At 65.7% G+C, this 17,883-nt stretch carries 12 protein-coding genes; 1 reads left to right on the top strand and 11 read right to left on the bottom strand.

From position 1 onward, the window contains the following. Positions 1-46: 46 nt before the first annotated feature. Together F2P44_RS14125 and F2P44_RS14130 are read right to left on the bottom strand one after the other, a co-directional pair. Positions 47-1,063 (bottom strand): trypsin-like peptidase domain-containing protein, encoded by a 1,017-nt coding sequence (locus F2P44_RS14125; RefSeq protein WP_167087402.1) that lies wholly within the window; start codon positions 1,061-1,063, stop codon positions 47-49. Further along, positions 1,060-2,724, bottom strand: a complete 1,665-nt coding sequence (locus F2P44_RS14130) for an NlpC/P60 family protein (RefSeq protein WP_167087403.1) — start codon at positions 2,722-2,724, stop codon at positions 1,060-1,062. Before F2P44_RS14130 ends, F2P44_RS14125 begins: the two co-directional genes overlap by 4 nt. A gap of 247 nt (positions 2,725-2,971) precedes the next feature. Here F2P44_RS14130 and F2P44_RS14135 point away from each other — a divergent pair, with 247 nt between their 5' ends. After that, complete coding sequence (locus F2P44_RS14135) at positions 2,972-3,502, top strand: GNAT family N-acetyltransferase (protein ID WP_167087405.1); 531 nt, start codon at positions 2,972-2,974, stop codon at positions 3,500-3,502. Between the two features lie 4 nt (positions 3,503-3,506). Here the strand turns inward: F2P44_RS14135 and serB are convergent, their stop codons facing one another. The 9 genes from serB to F2P44_RS14180 all read right to left on the bottom strand — a co-directional run bounded on the left by serB (position 3,507) and on the right by F2P44_RS14180 (position 17,779). Beyond that, a complete protein-coding gene (serB, locus tag F2P44_RS14140; protein WP_167087475.1) occupies positions 3,507-4,349 on the bottom strand; it encodes a phosphoserine phosphatase SerB in 843 nt (280 codons plus the stop codon). A 16-nt stretch (positions 4,350-4,365) separates the two neighbouring features. Next, positions 4,366-7,821 carry a transcription-repair coupling factor gene (mfd, locus tag F2P44_RS14145; RefSeq protein ID WP_167087407.1) on the bottom strand — a complete coding sequence of 1,152 codons (3,456 nt, stop codon included), beginning with the start codon at positions 7,819-7,821 and terminating at the stop codon, positions 4,366-4,368. Between the two features lie 86 nt (positions 7,822-7,907). Further along, positions 7,908-8,846, bottom strand: coding sequence for a 5'-nucleotidase (locus tag F2P44_RS14150; protein ID WP_167087409.1), 939 nt, complete (start codon positions 8,844-8,846; stop codon positions 7,908-7,910). After that, on the bottom strand, positions 8,846-9,847 hold the full coding sequence (locus F2P44_RS14155) for an HDOD domain-containing protein (protein WP_167087411.1): 1,002 nt from the start codon (positions 9,845-9,847) through the stop codon (positions 8,846-8,848). Before F2P44_RS14155 ends, F2P44_RS14150 begins: the two co-directional genes overlap by 1 nt. A 140-nt stretch (positions 9,848-9,987) precedes the next feature. Next, a complete protein-coding gene (locus F2P44_RS14160) occupies positions 9,988-10,776 on the bottom strand; it encodes a PP2C family protein-serine/threonine phosphatase (protein WP_223165034.1) in 789 nt (262 codons plus the stop codon). A gap of 253 nt (positions 10,777-11,029) precedes the next feature. After that, positions 11,030-13,201, bottom strand: coding sequence for an eCIS core domain-containing protein (locus tag F2P44_RS35510; protein WP_229423546.1), 2,172 nt, complete (start codon positions 13,199-13,201; stop codon positions 11,030-11,032). Between the two features lie 136 nt (positions 13,202-13,337). Next, positions 13,338-14,942 (bottom strand): MFS transporter, encoded by a 1,605-nt coding sequence (locus F2P44_RS14170; protein ID WP_167087413.1) that lies wholly within the window; start codon positions 14,940-14,942, stop codon positions 13,338-13,340. Continuing rightward, a complete protein-coding gene (locus F2P44_RS14175) occupies positions 14,939-15,667 on the bottom strand; it encodes a hypothetical protein (RefSeq protein WP_167087415.1) in 729 nt (242 codons plus the stop codon). The genes F2P44_RS14170 and F2P44_RS14175 overlap by 4 nt, the downstream gene beginning before the upstream one ends. Before the next feature lie 129 nt (positions 15,668-15,796). Then, positions 15,797-17,779 carry an OPT family oligopeptide transporter gene (locus F2P44_RS14180; protein ID WP_167087417.1) on the bottom strand — a complete coding sequence of 661 codons (1,983 nt, stop codon included), beginning with the start codon at positions 17,777-17,779 and terminating at the stop codon, positions 15,797-15,799. Between the last annotated feature and the right edge of the window lie 104 nt (positions 17,780-17,883).

A 17,883-nucleotide genomic window follows, 5' to 3' on the forward strand; every position in this document is an offset into this window, starting at 1 on the left:
GCACCCAGAGTGCGCGTTTTTTTTCTTTAGCGCCTGGCCACGGCGATCATTTCTCCGGTTCGATGCATGCTGAACTCTGCTTGGACACGTACACGGGATTTTCCTGCCTGCGGAACTCGCAGTAGTAACGGTATTCGAATTGCCGGAAACCTTTATCCCTGCTCTTTTCGTCGTTGCGGATGAAGGTCAGCACAGCGCCGGGATAGTCCTTTTTAAGCCGTTCCAGATAGTCATTACAGGCGGCCGTGCGATTGAAACCGCCTCCGCGCCACTCGCCCCAATTGCTTTTGTGTTCATCGATGGCATAGCGTTCGATCCCGTGGCTGGGATGCTGGCAGACGGGGTAGGCGGCGCAGGCGGCGGATTTCTTCGATCCCACCCCGGCGGCGCTCAACAGATGCTGCGCGCGGGCGATCGGAATCACGTAGGTGATCAATTGCCCACGGTCGTTCAATGCCACCGCCATCCCGACCACCGTGCCATATTGCCCGAACACCGGGCTGCCGCTATTGCCCGGACTAAATGCCAGATTGGTTTGCCACCACGGCTTGATCTGACCTTCCACGATGGTGTTTTGCGCCGTTTTCTGTCCGCCGGGTACCAGCGCCAGATCCGCCGAACCGGCAAAGCCGAGTCCGCTCAATGCGGCGCCCACGGCAATATCGCCCGGCGCGGCGATCGTCACGGCCGGCCACGGCGCATTCGCCGGCGCCGCCGGCAGCTTCAGCAGCGCCAGGTCGGATTCGTGATCGCGCGAGACAATGCTCGCTTCGACGGGCGGGTTGAGCAGGGAGCCGGGGCGCACGGTCACCATCGCTGAATTGATCGTCAGGTCTTTCAGTTGCGGGCTGACGACATGGGCGTTGGTCAGCACATGACCAGCCGGCGAGACAATGAATCCGGTGCCATAGTCAACGCCGGTGCCGTCGGGCGTGCTGTACTCGTACTTGATATGCACGGTCGCGCCCTGGTTGGCAGTGAACAGGCACTGCATGTCCTGGGCCGCCGCGCCGGGCGACAGGAAAGCGGACACGGTCCAGCAAAAGCGAATCCGCATGCTCATTTGCGCTCCCCTTCCTTGCTCAGGGTTATACGCCGCAGTGGCTTGTATCCGGCCTGCTGCAGCTCGCCCTGCGTGTACGACCTGCGGCACACGCCCCCGCACGATTTGTTCGCCGCCGATTCGATGACGACCACCACCGGTCCCGCTGGCCCGTTGTGAACCGACTCGACCAGGCGCACATGGCTGCGCGGTTTGTTGACGATGTCCGCCGGAGACAGTTCGTGCCAGAGCACCGGCCTGCTCACGGCCCGGTCGGGAAGGCTGCCGGTGGTGAAGTAGCGCCCGGTTTGCCATGCGTAGGAAACAAAACCCGAGCAATCCATCCCCGTACTGTTGGCATAAACGCAGTTGACGTTGCGGCAGGTGCAGTCGTCCCCGGCGAGCCGTCCCGCGTCGAGGTGCTTGGAGAAATTGGCCAGCGCACTCATGTAGCCGCCCCAGCGGTAAGGCACGCCGCTGACATCCTTGCCGAGCAAGCCGTCGAGGCGGAGCGGGCGACGCCATATGTTTGACGGTGGAGCGCACCGGTTGGCTGCGGCGGCGTGCTCGAATGCGCTCGCCTTCAGGCGCCACACCAGTTCCAGCGGCGCGCGGGCGCGTTGCAGGATCTGGCTGGCGCTGATGGATGTCATGGCGATATTTGTGGCGCCGGAAACGCCATTGAGGCGTTCGAGTGCGCGCAAGGTGTCGTCGTGTTCCGCGATGAGCGTCGCAGCGGCAAGATGGGGTCCGAGTGCCAGCGGCTCGGCTTTGCCCAGCGGCGAAAACTGGATGGTATCGAGCGCGATGGTGTTGTCCTGGAAAACCAGGCTGACGACCGTTCCGTCGGCGCGGCGCGCGTATGGACGGCGGGTATCGCAGGCGAAGGCAGCAGGGCGGACATAGGCTTCGGCGTGCGCGGCGCCGGCGGCATCGACCTTGAGCAGGCGCACGTAGGCAGCCTCGTGAGGCAGGCGCCGGCTCTCGTGCAGCGCCACCAGCGCACCTTCGCCTTCGTTGACCCACAGGACCCGGGCGTCGACGACGCGCATGCGCGACTTGAGCGTCAGTGTTGAAAGCGGGCCGGCCACTTGAGCCGATGCGATGACGATGGTCGCCGGATCGGTACGCGGGGCCGTCGCGGCATACGACGCGGCGGCGGCCAGGTTCGCAAGCACCGGCGTCCCTGTCTGCCGTGCCGAAAGCGGCACATTGACCCGCTTGCCATTGAGGTCGTCGAGGGCGAAGCCGTCCGCCAGCGCGATCAGGCGCGGCACGCCCGCCTCGGGATCGTGGCCGGTGCGGGTGCGCGCCAGCACGTCGCCCTTCGCGCTCACCATCGCGACCTCCCCAAGCGCTCCGACAACCAGGAAGCCGCGTGAAGTGGCAATGACATCGACCGGTTCGAGGAGGTCGGCCGGTAGCGCGATGTCGTGCCTTCCTGCGGCTGCCAGCACGACGATCTTCCCGTTGACCTTGTCGAGCAGCGCCGTCGCATCGTCACCGGCGGCGACCATGGCGGCCGGTCCCTGGCAGTCCTGGTTGGGATGCATCTCCAGGCCGATCTGGCCAGGACCTGCCCCGACTTCCAATGCCATGCCGCCAGGCGCTTGCGCATACCCGTACAGCGAAACGGCCATCAGGCAGGCCGGCAGGACGAAGAAACGGGAAAGATTGCGCACGTTACCTCCTGGAAATAATCGATGCCCGGGCCGGGCAGAACGCCAGATTAACAGCAAGGACGTGCTGATAACGTCGCTAAATGTTGACGTAGATCAGATCGGCTGACTTGAAAATGTACTAGGTACGCATCAAAAACGAAGGGAATTTGTTGCTCAGCTTCAGGCGACCATGCGCCTGTCGCTATACTTGAGCCTCAATTCGCCCGCCGTCCCTTGGCCAAGCTCTGTTATCAGGAATCGATTCGCCATGTTCACTATCCGCCCGGCGCGCATGTCCGAAAAAGCGCAGCTCGAAGCACTCATCGCGCGCTCCGGAATTGGCTTGGCCGATGGTTTCTATACGCCGCAGGAAGCCGCTGCCGTCACGCGCGAGGTGTTCGGCGTCGACAGCGCGCTGGTGGAAGATGGGACGTATTTCGCGGTCGAGGAGGGCGCCACCGTGGTCGCCTGCGGCGGCTGGAGCCGGCGCGCCACCGATTTCGGCGGCGATGGCGCCAAGCATGGCAACGACCGCCTGCTCGACCCGGCCACCGAGCCGGCGCGCATCCGCGCATTTTTCGTGGAGCCGGCGATGGCGCGGCGCGGCCTTGGCAGCCTGCTGCTGCGGCATTGCATGGAGGCGGCGGCGCAGGCCGGTTTCGGTTCGCTGGAACTGGTGTCGACCATGCCGGGCGAGCCGCTGTACCGGGCGCACGGCTTCGCGGCGATCGAGCCGATTGCGCTGCCGCTGCCCGCTGGCGTGGTGATCCGGCTGACCCGCATGGGGCGCAGCCTGTAGCGTTTTACGCGAGGATGGCGAGCAGGCCGTCGAGGCCCGTGTAGGTCAGCGCCACGTCGGCTTGCTCGCGCACCACGGGCTTGGCGCGGAATGCCACCGACAGGCCGGCAATGCTCATCATGCGCAGGTCATTGGCGCCGTCGCCCATGACGATCGCTTGCGAAGTGTCGATGCCCATGTCGGCGCACACGCGTTCGACCGTGCGCTTTTTCTCCTCGGCGTCGACGATCCCGCCCAGTACGCGCCCGGTCAGCTTGCCGTCCACGATGTCGAGCACGTTGGCATGCGTGTAATCGAGGCCCAGGCGCGTTTTCAGGCGTTCCGTGAAGAAGGTGAAGCCGCCCGACACCAGGAGGGTGCGCAGGCCGGCCGCGCGCACCTGCGCCAGCATCGCTTCGCCGCCCATGGAAATGGCGAGGCGTTCTTGGTACACGCGGGTCAAAGCCGCCGCGTCCAGGCCCGCCAGCAGCGCCACGCGCCGCGTCAGGCTTTCGGAAAACTCCAGCTCACCGCGCATGGCCGCCTCGGTGATGGCCGCCACCTGGGGTTTGAGTCCCTGCATGTCGGCGATTTCATCGATGCATTCGATGGTGATCAGGGTCGAGTCCATATCCATCGCGACCAGCTTGAAGTCGGCCAGCGTGCGTCCGGGCGCGATGAAGGTGGCGTCGACGCGGGCCGGGCCGGCGGCCGCCTCGATGGTCTGCCTGAGGGCCTCGGAGTAATGGACTTGTTCGCAGCGGATGGCGCGCGCGCCCAGCTCCGTCACGCGCGCCGGATTGGCGAGGGTGGCGATGCGGCGCAGGGTGTCGATGCTCGTGTCAGGGCCTTGCAGCACCAGGTTCATGGTCGTCATGTTCGTTTTACGCTAACAGTTGTTTGATCGTTTGCTTGACCTGCGTGACCCGCGCCGCGAGATCGGGCATGCTGGCCGTGATTTTCAGCTTGTCCTGGCCGGCCAGCTTGATGTGCCGGTTCTTCTGGATCAGCGTGATGATGCGCATCGAGTCGATCGGCGGATTGACCATGAATTGCAGGCTGGCCGCCTCGCCGTGGGCATCGATCTTGATGATGCCGACCGCCTTGGCGGCGATGCGCAGCCGGTGCGTTTCGATCAGGGCCTTGACCGGGTCGGGCAGCTTGCCGAAGCGGTCGATCAGCTCTTCCTGCATGTCGTCGATCTTTTCTTGCGCGCCGCAGTTGGCCAGGCGCTTGTAGATCGACAGGCGTTCGTGCACGTCGCCGCAGAAGTCGGCCGGCAGCAGCGCCGGCACGTGCAGGTTGATTTCAGTGGTGGTGGCCAGCGGCGCGGCCAGGTCGGGCTCCTTGCCGGCCTTGAGCGAACGCACCGCCTCGTTGAGCATGTCGGAATACAGCTGGAAGCCGATTTCGAGCATGTCGCCGGACTGGTTCTCGCCCAGCACTTCGCCGGCGCCGCGGATTTCCAGGTCGTGCATCGCGAGGAAAAAGCCGCTGCCCAGTTCTTCCATCTGCTGGATGGCGTCGAGCCGGCGCTGCGCCTGTTTGGTCAGGCTGCTCACGTCGGTGACCAGCAGGTAGGCGTAGGCCTGGTGGTGCGAACGGCCCACCCGCCCGCGCAGCTGGTGCAGCTGCGCCAGGCCGAATTTGTCGGCACGGTGCATGATGATGGTGTTCGCGGTCGGCACGTCGATGCCGGTTTCGATGATGGTCGTGCACAGCAAGATGTTATAGCGCTGCGCCACGAAGTCGCGCATCACCTTTTCCAGGTCGCGCTCGTGCATCTGGCCGTGCGCCACGCCGATGCGCGCTTCCGGCAGCAGTTCGGTGAGCATGGCGAAGCGGTTCTGGATGGTCTCGACCTCGTTGTGCAGGAAGTAGATCTGGCCACCGCGTTTGAGTTCGCGCAGACACGCTTCGCGGATGATCGAGCCATCTTCGCTGCGCACGAACGTCTTGATCGCCAGGCGCTTTTGCGGCGCGGTGGCGATGATCGAAAAGTCGCGCAAGCCTTCCAGCGCCATGCCGAGCGTGCGCGGAATCGGGGTGGCGGTGAGCGTGAGCACGTCGACTTCGGCGCGCAGGGCCTTGAGCGCTTCTTTCTGGCGCACCCCGAAGCGGTGTTCTTCGTCGATGATGACCAGGCCCAGACGGGTGAACTTCACGTCCGGCGAGAGCAGCTTGTGGGTGCCGATCACGATGTCGAGGGTGCCGTCGGCCATGCCCTTGATCGCGTTGTTGATCTCCTTGCCGGTCCTGAAGCGCGACAGCTCGGCAATGCGCACCGGCCAGTCGGCGAAGCGGTCGGCGAAGGTTTGCGCATGCTGCTCGGCCAGCAGGGTGGTCGGCGCCAGGATCGCGACCTGCTTGCCGCCCATGACGGCGATGAAGGCGGCGCGCAGCGCCACCTCGGTCTTGCCGAAGCCGACGTCGCCGCACACCAGGCGGTCCATCGGTTTGCCGGCCGTCATGTCCTTGATGACGTTGTTGATCGCCTCGGCCTGGTCGGGCGTTTCCTCGAAGCCGAAGCTGTCGGCGAAGTTCTGGTAGTCGTGCGCCGAGTAGTCGAAGGCGTGGCCCTGGCGCAGCGCGCGCCGCGCGTACAGGTTAAGCAGTTCGGCGGCGGTGTCGCGCACCTGTTCGGCCGCCTTGCGCTTGGCTTTTTCCCACTGGCCCGAGCCGAGCGAATGCAGCGGCGCGTCTTCGGGCGAGGCACCCGAGTAGCGCGAGATCACATGCAGCTGCGAGACCGGCACATACAGCTTGGTGTCCTTGGCGTATTCGAGGTGCAGGAATTCGGTTTCGCCTTCGCCCAGGTCCATGCTGGTCAGGCCCATGTAGCGCCCGATGCCGTGGTTGATGTGCACGACCGGGTCGCCGATCTTCAGTTCCGACAGGTCGCGCACCATCGACTCGACCTGGGTCACGCCTTCCTGCTTCTTCTTGCCGGCGCGCCGGCCCGAGCCCGCATACAGCTCGGTCTCGGTGATGAAAATCAGCTTGCCGGTGCCCGCTTCGGATAGCTCGAAGCCGGCCTGCAAGGGCGCCACGCCCAGCGCCAGCCTGGCGTCGGACTGGACGAAGCCGGCGAAGCCCTCGACCGGCACCAGCGCCAGGTTGTATTCGTTGAAGTACTGCTGCAGCGTTTCGCGGCGGCCGTTCGATTCGGCGCAGATCATCACGCGCGAGTCGTGTAGCTGGTTCTGCAGCAGGTAGGCGCGCAGATTGGTCAGCGGGTCGTCGATGCGGCGGTTCACCGCAATATTGGGAATCGGCGCCGACAGTTCGGACGCCTGCAGGTCGGCGTCTTGCGTGAGGACCCAGCGTCCGTACGATTTGGCCAGGGTGAAGAAGTTCTCGTCGCTGAGGAACAGTTCATCGGGCGCCAGGATCGGGCGGTCGCGGTCGGCCTTGAGGAAGCGGTAGCGCGATTCGGTGTCGAGCCAGAAGCGCTTGATGGCGCCGTCGATGTCGCCCACCAGCGCCAGGCTGGCTTTTTCGGGCAAATAGTCGAACAGGGTCGCGGTCTGCTCGAAGAACAGCGGCAGGTAATATTCGATACCGGCCGAGGCGATGCCGCTGCTGACGTCCTTGTACACCACCGAGCGCGATGGATCGCCCTCGAAGCGTTCGCGCCAGCGGCTGCGGAAGGTGGTGCGGGCCGCTTCGTCCATCGGGAATTCGCGCCCGGGCAGCAGGCGCACTTCCTTGACCGGGAAGATCGAGCGCTGGGTGTCGGCGTCGAAGGTGCGGATGGTTTCGATTTCGTCGCCGAACAGGTCGAGCCGGTAGGGCAGGGCGGAACCCATCGGGAACAGGTCGATCAGGCCCCCGCGCACCGAGTATTCGCCGGGTGACATCACTTGCGAATTGTGGGTGTAGCCGGCCAGCGTGAGCTGCGCTTTCAGGCGCGTTTCGTCGAGCTTTTCGCCCTGCTTGAAGAAGAAGGTGTAAGCGGCCAGGAACGAGGGCGGCGCCAGGCGCACCAGCGCCGTGGTGGCCGGCACGATCAGGACGTCGCACTGGCCGTTCTGGATTTCGTGCAGGGTGGCCAGGCGCTCCGAGACCAGGTCCTGGTGCGGCGAAAAGGCGTCGTAGGGCAGCGTTTCCCAGTCGGGCAGCAGGTGGCAGGCCAGCTTGCCGTCGGCGAACCAGGGGATTTCATCGAGCAGGCGCTGGCCGTCGCTGGCGTTGGCCACGATCACGGTCAGCATCTGCCTGGCCGATTTGAGTTCGAGCGCCGCCACCGCCAGCGCATACGCGTCCGATGATCCGTACAGGGTCGGAAGGGCGAAGCGGTTACCGGATTTCGGGAGTGATTTCTTTAAATCGAAAGGCATGCGGGCGGCGGGCTGTGAGCGGGACGGGTAATTATAGCTGGATATGGATGAAGGTGACTGCGCCCGGCCAGCGTCCCGCGGTTGGCCTACGCCGGGCGCCGGTTGGCGATCCCGAACGGCACATGCACCATCGGGATGGTCCCTCCGGGCGAGGATGTCAGGTGGGTCAGCTGGTCGTCGAAGAAAATATGCGGTTTGAAGATCGACAGCACGCGCGTCTTGTTCATCCCGCCCAGGAAGAAGGTTTCGCTGGCCGACACGCCCCAGCTCTTGAGGGTGGTCACCACGCGCTCGTGCGATGGCGCATTGCGCGCGGTGATGATGGCGATGCGCAGCACCTTCTTGTAGGCCGGGTCGCGCCGCTGCGCGCGCTCTTCCAGGCGCTGCATCAGCGACAGCCTGCGGAACATTTTCGCCAGGGGCCCCGGCTGGTGCGGAACGGCCATGTGCAGGGTTTCGTGCGCGTGGAATTCTTCAACGTCGTTATTGCGCTTGAAGATGCTCTCCGATTCGTCGTCGGCGATCACGCCGTCGAAGTCGAAGGCCACGCGCAGTTCGATGTCGTCATCGTCGTCGACGATTTTCGACGGCAGCACCAGGCCGGCCGGATAATCGGCCGCGATGGCGCTCTTGACGTCTTCCTCGTTCGCGCTCAGGAACAGCGCCGCGTTGAATGCCGGCAGATAGGTGTAAGGCGACTTGCCGGTGATGAAGGCGGCGCGCGAGATATCGAGTCCGTAGTGGGCGATCGAACGCATGACACGCAGCCCCGTTTCGGGCGAATTGCGTGAAAGGAGCACGACTTCGACCGGATTGTGGCGCGGGAATACCTTGTTGATGTTCAGGAAGCGCCGGATGAAGGGAAACGCCACGCCCTTGCCGAGGATGACGTCGAGATTGCGCTCCTGGTACCTGCGGTATTCATCCGGCCCGCTATCCAGGTATACCTGGTGCGAGGCGGTCAGGTCGAACAGGGCGCTGGACGCCACCCCGATCACCAGCTTGCCCTCGATCTCAAACGACATCACTCATCCTCATTCTGGAGTTCTTCGAAACAGGCCAGGCCGGCCGCGTCCAGCCCTTCGAGCACGAACGGGTCGTCGGCCTCGAAGTGGGCCGAGTCGACCAGCATGCGCAGGCGGCTGATCATGTCGCCCAAGGCCAGCGCATGCGACAGCGGCGTGCCGTCCGTCTGGCCGGCCTGCTCGATGGCGCAGACCACTGTATCAGGAAAGCCCCATGCCTCGGCGATCCGCACCGACAGGGCGCGCGCCTGCGCGTGCAGGGCGATGATGAACCCGTCCGTTTGCGGCAGCGCCGGTTCGCTATTGACCTGGTCGAGCAGGCGAAAGCAGACGATCAGGCCCAGGTTGTACAGCAGCCCGGCGAAATACGCTTCGACCGGGTTGGCGCGCACCGCCGGCGCCAGCACACTGGCCGCCAGCGCACATTTTTCGCATTGGCGCCACAGCAGCGGGGTGGACAACTGCGAAAACGGCCCCGGCGTCATGCTGATGATGTTCGGCAGCAGCGCGGCGCGCCCGACCAGCATGCGCAAGCCGTTCACCCCGAGCAGCATGGTGGCCCGTTCGACCGTGGTGACGGGGTCGTTGGTGTGGTAGTGCGGGTGGTGGCAGGGCCGGTTCGCTTCGCGCAGGATCTCGGCGACCAGTTCCTTGTCCTGCGACAGCTGGCGCGCCAGGTCGGCGCCGGACACGGTGCTGTCGCGCATGCTGCGCAGCAAATGCGGGAACAGGGGCGGCATGCTGGGCGCGAGGGTGATCTCGTCCATCGGCAGCTGGCCCATGTAGGCCAGGTCGACCAGAATGATTTTTTCGTCGCTCGACGGGCCGCTATTGGGCGTGATGCCGGCCAGCCAGCGGTAAAACAGCGCGTCGACCTGCTGCGCATGCACGGGATCGGGTGCGCGCATACGCGCGGGGGCGGGCGCGGGCGCGACAGGGGCGGGCGCAGGCTTGCTTTCTTCGCTGTCGCTGCCCAACAATCGATCTAACCACCGTTTCATTGCGTTTCTCTTTTTACCTGCACAAAGGCTGTCCCCTGGATTTTACATGATTACTCAGTAGAAACTTAGGGTTGCCGTGTCCAGCGTCGCGTCTGGTGCACGAACGTTGTGTGAACGTCAAGTTGGCGGCGCCGGGCTGCCTAGTCGCACCGGAGCAGGACGGCCGTGACATTATCGCGGCTGCCATCCTGCAAGGCAGTGGCAATCAATTGCTTGCAGCAGTCGCCCAGCCCTTCCACGCTGGCACCGGCCAGCACGGCGGCGATGCGCTCGTCGGAGGTCGCGCCGTACAAACCGTCGCTGCACAGCAGATACACATCGCCCGCTTCCACCGCCTGGATGTGCAGGTCCGGATGGGTATCGCACGAGGGGCCGAGCGCTTGCAACAAGAGATTGCGTGGTGGCAAGTGTTCGGTCGCGCCCGCTTCGATGGCTTCCTGGTACATGGTCTGGTCGCGCGTGAGCTGGGTCAGGCGGCCGGCCCGGTAGCAGTACAGGCGGCTGTCGCCGACGTGAAATACCAGCAGCGGGCCGCCCGGCGCGCTCTGCCACACGCCGGTGAGGGTGGTACCCATGCCGCCGCCGTCGCCGCGCCGGTTGGCCAGATTGGTCTGGTACATGCGCTGGTTGGCGAACTCGACCGCATCGTGCAGGGTGACCATGGCGGCCAGGGCCGCTTCGCTGGCCACGCCATCCGGATCGGTGGCGCCGGGGTCGAACGGGCTGGGACGGAAGTTGGGGGGCGCCCCGCTGCTGCCGGGGGCGGTGCTGGCGTGCAGGAAGTGGGCCAGCGAGGTGAGCGCGTCGGCGCTGGCGACTTCGCCCGATTCGTGCCCGCCCATGCCGTCGGCCACGGCCACCAGGCCGAGGGCGGCGTCAATCAGGAAATTATCCTCGTTGGAGGGACGGACGGTGCCGGTGTCGGTCATGCCAAAAGCCGTACCGGCGGCGAGGCGGTGCGGTGCGGACGGTGAAAGTTGCTTCCAAAAATACAAGGCGGCTCCTGAAGGTGGACCGGCGCCGATGGTGGGCGGCGATCGCATATCTGCCATGCTAGCACGCAGGGTGGGCTTTGTCCGGCTTGCCAGGGGAAAAAACCTGGGCCGGCCGGGCCCGGGAGGGGCGATGCACGCTACGTAGTTTGTTGCAATTACGGCAAAGCGTTCGGAAAGCCGGGGCGGGCTAGAACCAGATCGGTCCGAATTGCGCGGTCAGACGCCGCCAATCCGCCAGGTCGCCCCCCGCAAAATACTCGTCGTCGTCAGCCCATTCATCGAAGTTTCCTTCTTCCTGGTCTTGCATGCTCGTGAGCGACTTCCGGGTGACCAGGTCGTAGTAGCGGGATACATCGGGATCGTTCGAGGCCGCAGCTTCGTCGAGCGTATACTGATCGCCAGCCTGGGCAAGGTACTGCAAGTAATGATCGTACTCCACTCGCTTCCAGCGCGGAATGCTCGCAAGCGCCGCCGGGCCGCCCGGATAGATTTCGGCAAACATCGCCGCGAGTTTCGGCGGGCCCGGTCGGCCCAGATCGTCGAATCTTTGCCGCGTCCGCTTCATGTCAATCCTCAAGGTGTCGTACTTTTTTTTCTCCTCTTTTGCTCCATCGCTGACCGCTTGCTTCTTCTTGCCGTCGAAGCTAATGGCACGATATGCCGGTGGGTTCAATGCCGATACCAGGTCGTCAGCCTGGTCTGCGTTTCCGAATTGCTGTTCGTCGGCTGGGCCCACGTCAAAAATGGTCGCATAGGGCGCCTTTGCGCTGGGATGCCTTCGGGGATCGAGGGTGGGCGTGAGCAGGAATCCGCCGCCGTCGGCCGGATCGGGGTAGTCGAGGCCCCTCGCTTCGTGCGGGTCGGTCTGTGTCTTGATGCTGTATTTGTGCTTCAGGATCAACTGCATCATCTCCCTGGCATACACGGTCATGCCGAACGTGTCCTTGTTATCGGGTTTTTTGTAGACCGATGCCGCAGTGATCGGAGAAGCACCGACCACCTGCCTTCCGCCGTGAATCGCCCCGGTGACCAGGGCGGAGTTGACGAGCAAGGACCAGGGCCATGCCATGAGATATTTGGCATTCTGCTCGACCGACTGGGCCTGCTCCTTGGAGTGGAACAGGCTGTCATAATCGCGCATGAGTTTATAGTCCTTCAGGTCGCCGAGTACCATCACGCCGTTTCCGTGCAGTGCGGCGGAGTACCACTTGAAGCCCGAGGTCGCATGTTCGGGATAGAACGGCTTTTCGACTTTCCCACCGTATTTTTCGGTAGGGCGCGTGTGGAGCAGCAATCCCCTGGTCGCGAGGTTGAAGATGAAACGGTCTTCATAGCGCGGAAAGTAGGTGGCGACAAAGCGCTGCGTCATCGCCAGCGATACGCGCGAGGTCCGCGCGTAGGCCCACAGTGTCGCGGTATCGAGGAGCAGGAGGAATCGGTAGCACAGCGACGCATCGCTGGCGATGACGCTGGCGAGCTTCTGCGCAGCGTCCGGGACGTCTAATTCCCCGGTCATTGAAGGCAAGGCTGTCGCTTGCAAGCCGGCGTGTTTCTTGACGTGGACGCTGCCGTGGGGATGCCCCTGCGCTTCGGCGTGCATCTCGCCGGTGACATCGAAGCCCGACAGGTCGTCGGTCTCGATCCAGGATACCTCACCATTCTCGGCGCGCACCCACACCGGCTGGAGAACGCTACCGTTTGCACTCGCCAGGCCCGGCTCCCGCGCGTCGCGGGACGCACGCACGCGCTGGAGCGGGTCGCTTCCCGCCTGCATCGCCCGCGCTCCCATCACGTCCGCCTCGCGCTCCAGGCCGGCATCGTCATTGACCGCCACGCCCGGCTTCATCTGCATGGTAGGACGTACCCGCCCCTGCGCCTGCTGCACCACGTGCCAGGCCTCATGCGGCAGATGCCGTTCCTGGCCCGGCGCCAGGTGGATCTCGCTGCCCTGCGCATACGCATGCGCTTGCAACTGCCCCGGTTTATCCGAGTTGTAGCGTACCTTCACATGATCCATGCTCATGCCGGAGAGCGACTCGATCCCCGACTTCAACGGCGTGGGCAGGCCGTTGCCGTCAGGCTTAGCTTCGCGCTGGACTGGCGCGTTCATGTGCATTTGCATTGCGCGCATGGCCGTGGCGGACGTTGTCGACGCCATCAGCGCGGCCCGCTCCTGCAACTGCATGATCCGGGGCGAGTTGTTCGCCAGTTGTTGAAAGCGTTGCAGTGCCGCTGCGCTGGTGCTGGTGTTGGCCATCGTGCCGAGCGGGGAGGGGCGCAATGGCGCAGTTTGTTTCGCCCCCGCCGTCTGACGGTTCGGGGGCGCCAGCGCTGCTTCACGTGTCGTGTGCGTTTTCATACTGACTCTTTTCACCTTTTTAAAAGGGATCCAATGCAGATGTTGCGTGTTGCCAAGTGTTACAACATCCAATAGGCTACAGCTTTTTACCGAGAGCCGCGACAAGAATGTCGCATCTGTCCCCCTGAAGGCAGATTCAGGACGGCGCGAGAAGGGCGGCGGCAATCGGTCCGCACGCACCGGCCAGCCCGGCAAGCATGCACCAGCGCCGGCCCGGCCGGCTGGCGCGTGCGAACAGACGTGCCAGCAGCGCCGCGCCCAGCCCGCCGAGGAGGGGCAACAGGCCGGCGCCGTCCAGCTGCATTGTTAACCGCGGAATCAGGAACATGACAAGGGCCGCGTACAGGAAGGCGGTCGTCACGACGCCGAGGCACGCCAGTGTCATTCGCGGTGCCGGCCCGGATAGCCGTGGGCGGCCTACGCGCCCGTCCAGCACCGCCGCTGCCAGCACTGCGCCGGCCAGCGCGGCCGCGGTGCCAGCGAGATAGGCGCCGGCATGACCGACGTGGTCCGCCAGCACGGCCCCGGCGGCAGGTGCGCAGCAGGCCGCCACCGCCGCGCCGCCGGCCAGTTGGGCCAGCGCACGCGCACCGCCGCCGTCGGCGTTGTCGTGCGCATAGCCATGGCAGGCGCTGAGCATCAGCCCCACGCCGGCGCCGGCCGTGGCGCGCGCGAGCATCAGCAGCGCCAGATGGGGCGCGAATGCGGTACAGGCCAGCGCCGCCCCTGCGACCAGCGCACCGCTCACGTAGCTGCGCCGCCGTCCGACGCGGTCCGACCACGGCCCGGCCCAGGCCAGCGTCAATGCCAGTGCCAGCACGAACGCGCTGACCGGCAGGGCTGACGCGGCGCCATGCTGCGCCAGCACCGGCTGCGCCACCATCGCGGCAAACACGCACAAGAAGGTGAGCAGGCGCACCGTGACGATGCGCAGGCGGGGCAGCGCCACGCCGCTGTCGTCTTCGTCGAAGCGGTAGCGCGCGCGCAGGCGCCGCAGCACGATGGCGCCGACCGCTTGCTGCCCTGGCACGGCAGCGCGCTGCGCGACCTCGCGAAAGCCGTCGTTGATGCGCGCTTCAAGCGCGTTCAGGCGCGCCGCCAGGGCTTCGGGCGGGCCGGCGCTGGTGCGGTGACGAAAGTCGCCGGCCGCCATGTGGCGCATGACCGCGATCACCTGGCGCACCGGGGCCGAGAAATTGAGCGTGATGATGAACCACAGCGCCTCGAAGGCGATGCAAAGACTGGCCAGCAGCAGGATCGCCAGGTCGTAGCGCAGCGCCAGCAGGCGCGTGCGCACGTAGCCGCGCTCCACACCCACGTGCACCTGCCCGTGCCGCACATAGCGGTGCACGATGTCGGCACGGGTGTCGAGGTAGTCCTCCGGCGCGATCACTTCGGCGCCCGCGCCACCGCGGTACAGCACCTTGCCGCTGGCGTCGGTGAGCAGGATATAGGCGATGTCGCCATGGCGCGCCAGGATGGCCTGCCATGCGGCGCTGGCGGTGGCAGCCTGCGCCAGCGGCGTTCCCTGGTCGATGGCGCGCGTCAGCCGTCCGGCCAGCGCCACGCCGATGGTCTGGGCCTTGCGTTCGAGCGCGGGCAGGAAGCGCTGGTCCGCCAGCGACCAGGCGTAGGCCGCCAGCGCCACTTGCGTGAGCAGCATCACGGCCAGTATGAAAGCGCACAGCTGGCGCATGGGGCGCGCATAGAGTTCACGGTCGCGCCGCTGCACCTGCATCATCTGGCGCCCGGGGCCAGCGTGTCGCGCGCCGCCGCCAGGTCGTGCAGCGCGCTGGCGGCCGCCTGGTTGACGTTGTCCACCAACGGGGCGGCGCCGTCGCCGGACCGGGGCTGGCCGAGCGCCGCGTTCATGCGCGCCAGCGTGCCGTCCATGCGCCGTACCAGCAGGTCGACGCCGACCACGGAACAGAAGGTGGTGAGCAGCACCGCGCACACGGTGGCCAGGGTCAGTTCGCGTGTCACCATGGCGACGGCGCCGGCCTGGCGCTGCGTGGCATGGCGCAGCAACAGCGTGCCGGCCGGGACGCCATCGGGCTGCGACAGGCGCGCGCCGAGGGTGACGAAACCCGGTTCGCGCAGCAGCCAGTCGCGCGCGGCGGCCTGGCGCAGCAGCGCCGGCGGATCGGTGCCGCCCGCGCCCGCGCCAAACACAGGGGCGGCGGCGTTGTCGATCACGCTGATGAAGACGATGTCGGGATCGCGCCGCAGTTCGCGTTCGAGCGCGGCGGCGGCATCGGGCAGGGCCTTGAGCGGCAGGCCGAGCGCCATGCGCGCCTCGAACCGCTCGCGCAAGTCGTCGAGCGTGAAGCGCAGCCGCGATTCCTCGATGGCGCGCGTCGTGTCGTCAAGGCGGTCCGCTTGCAGCGCCACGCCCAGGCCCAATGCCATGACGGACACCAGCACGATGGGCGCGGCAATGAAGAGGCTGAGTCGGGAAGGCGCCATAGGCGTTCTGCGTGGAATAGTATTCGAACGACAACAAGTGTAGCATCGAACGAGCTCATCCACTGTTCGCCAGGACGCCGGCCGGCGTCCCGGGAACAAAAGGCGCCGCAGGGAGCGGCGCCGGGCCGGTCAGGCGGCCACTTTTTCGGCGTTGCGTGCGGCCCAGCGATACAGGCCGCTGACGATCGCGCCGCCCAGCACCAGCGCGACCAGCATCTGGGTACCTTCGCCCATGCCGTTGGGGATGGCCAGCGGTTCGCCCACTCCCGAGGCGACGATCAGGCCGGCCAGGCCGACGTTGAACAAGCTCTCGCCGACGATAAATCCGGACATGATCAGCACGCCGATACGCTTGGCCGTTTCGCCCCAGGTCGCATTGTGCACGGCGCGTTCGAACAGCCAGCCGGCGACGGCGCCGACCACCACCGGCGCGGTCACTGCGCTTGGCAGGTAGATGGCCAGGCCCACGCCGAGCGGCGGCAGGCTGTAGCGGTCGGCGCTGGCCTTCTTGATGATGAAATTGACGACCACCAGCAGCAGGCCGAGCGCTGCGCCGTAACCGACCAGGTTCCATTCGAGGTTGTGGCTGATGACGCCTTTGGCCAGAGTCGAAATCAGGGTGGCCTGCGGCGCCGCAAGGGGATTGTCCGAGATCACGCCGATATTCGGCGCGCCGGCAAAGCCATTGGCGCGGTTGAGCAGTTCCAGCACCAGCGGCACCACGGCCGACCCGGCGCCGACGCCGATCAGCAGGCCTACCTGCTGCTTCCACGGGGTGGCGCCCACCAGTTGGCCGGTTTTCAGGTCTTGCAGGTTGTCGTTGCCGATGACGGCCACTGCCAGCACCACGGTGGTGACGAACAGCGCATAGGCGACCAGGGCGTGGGCCACTTCCGGACCCATCATGTGCTTGCCGACGAAACCGACGCTCAGCGAGGCACCCAGGATGGTGAGGATGGCGATGCCGGACACCGGCGAATTGGACGAGCCGATCAGGCCCGCCATGTAGCCGCACACGGCGGCGGCGAACACGCCGGCCACCAGGATATAGCCGACACCGACCAGCACCAGCGGCAGCGCGAGGCTCGACAGCACGCCGCCCTGCAGGAAGCTGGCCAGCAGCCAGCCGGCGGGCACCATGGCCAGCAGGGTCACCAGGCCGACGATGAAAATCGGCAGGTCCTGGTCGGCACGCGGAATCTCGGCGCCGCTCATCTTGGCCTTGCGGGCCGTCTCCAGGGCCGACTTGAGGCCACCGAGCACCGGTTTGCCGAGACCGGCCAGGGTCACGATGGCAGCCGCGCCGATGGTGCCGGCGCCGATGATGCGCACCTGTTTGCTCCAGACGCCGAGCGCATGGTCGGCGGCCGACAGGTCCGGCATCGGGTAAATCGACGTCAGTACAGGCACCAGCACGCCCCAGGCGATGATCAGGCCGACCAGCATGGCGATGCCGACGGTGATGCCCATCAGGTGGCCGGCGCCCAGCAGCGCGAGCGAACTGGCGGCGCCGATGCCGGTGGCGCCGGTGCCGGTCTTGAAATAGACGGCTACTTCAGCGGCCATCAGCTTGGCGCCGGCGGCAGCGGCGAACAGCGCGGACGTCACGCTGCCCCAGATGACGGCCATCAGACCGAGTTTGCCCTCGGCCGCGCCGCTGCGCGACGAGGTGCCGACCTTGAGCACTTCGGCCGCGGCCACGCCTTCGGGATAGGGCAGGTCGGACTGCGATACCAGCGCGCGCCGCAGCGGTACTGTATACATGACGCCCAACACGCCGCCGATGGCGCAGGCGCCGAAGGTCGGCCAGAACGGCACGTGCGCCCACCAGCCGATCATCAAGAGCCCTGGCAGCACGAAGATCACCGATGCCAGGGTACCCGCCGCCGAAGCGATGGTCTGGACGATGTTGTTTTCCTGGATGGTGGCGTCCTTGAAGGCGCTCAGCAGCGCCATCGAGATGACGGCGGCCGGGATCGAGGTGGCAAAGGTAAGGCCGACTTTCAGGCCGAGGTAGACCTGTGCGGCTGTAAAGACGAGGGTGATGACGATTCCGAGGAGGACTCCCCTGATCGTGATTTCTTTTGGTCCGGCTTGTACGACGTTCGCCATCGACTGCTCCAGTATGAGAAAGGGGGGGGGGGCTAAAAAAGCGTCTCATCATAGCTGGCAAAGCGCAAACGCGGAAGTGAAATGCGTAACGCCGTCGTTCCCGC

The sequence above is a fragment of the Massilia frigida genome, assembly GCF_011682175.1.
Lineage (GTDB): Bacteria > Pseudomonadota > Gammaproteobacteria > Burkholderiales > Burkholderiaceae_D > Telluria_A > Telluria_A frigida.

Excerpts from the sequence above, each read along its gene's own strand:
- F2P44_RS14125 (WP_167087402.1), bottom strand. The coding sequence starts at position 1,063 with ATGAGCATGCGGATTCGCTTTTGCTGGACCGTGTCCGCTTTCCTGTCG.
- F2P44_RS14135 (WP_167087405.1), top strand. The coding sequence starts at position 2,972 with ATGTTCACTATCCGCCCGGCGCGCATGTCCGAAAAAGCGCAGCTCGAA.
- serB (WP_167087475.1), bottom strand. The coding sequence starts at position 4,349 with ATGAACCTGGTGCTGCAAGGCCCTGACACGAGCATCGACACCCTGCGC.
- mfd (WP_167087407.1), bottom strand. The coding sequence starts at position 7,821 with ATGCCTTTCGATTTAAAGAAATCACTCCCGAAATCCGGTAACCGCTTC.
- F2P44_RS14150 (WP_167087409.1), bottom strand. The coding sequence starts at position 8,846 with ATGTCGTTTGAGATCGAGGGCAAGCTGGTGATCGGGGTGGCGTCCAGC.
- F2P44_RS14155 (WP_167087411.1), bottom strand. The coding sequence starts at position 9,847 with ATGAAACGGTGGTTAGATCGATTGTTGGGCAGCGACAGCGAAGAAAGC.
- F2P44_RS14160 (WP_223165034.1), bottom strand. The coding sequence starts at position 10,776 with ATGACCGACACCGGCACCGTCCGTCCCTCCAACGAGGATAATTTCCTG.
- F2P44_RS35510 (WP_229423546.1), bottom strand. The coding sequence starts at position 13,201 with ATGAAAACGCACACGACACGTGAAGCAGCGCTGGCGCCCCCGAACCGT.
- F2P44_RS14170 (WP_167087413.1), bottom strand. The coding sequence starts at position 14,942 with ATGATGCAGGTGCAGCGGCGCGACCGTGAACTCTATGCGCGCCCCATG.
- F2P44_RS14175 (WP_167087415.1), bottom strand. The coding sequence starts at position 15,667 with ATGGCGCCTTCCCGACTCAGCCTCTTCATTGCCGCGCCCATCGTGCTG.
- F2P44_RS14180 (WP_167087417.1), bottom strand. The coding sequence starts at position 17,779 with ATGGCGAACGTCGTACAAGCCGGACCAAAAGAAATCACGATCAGGGGA.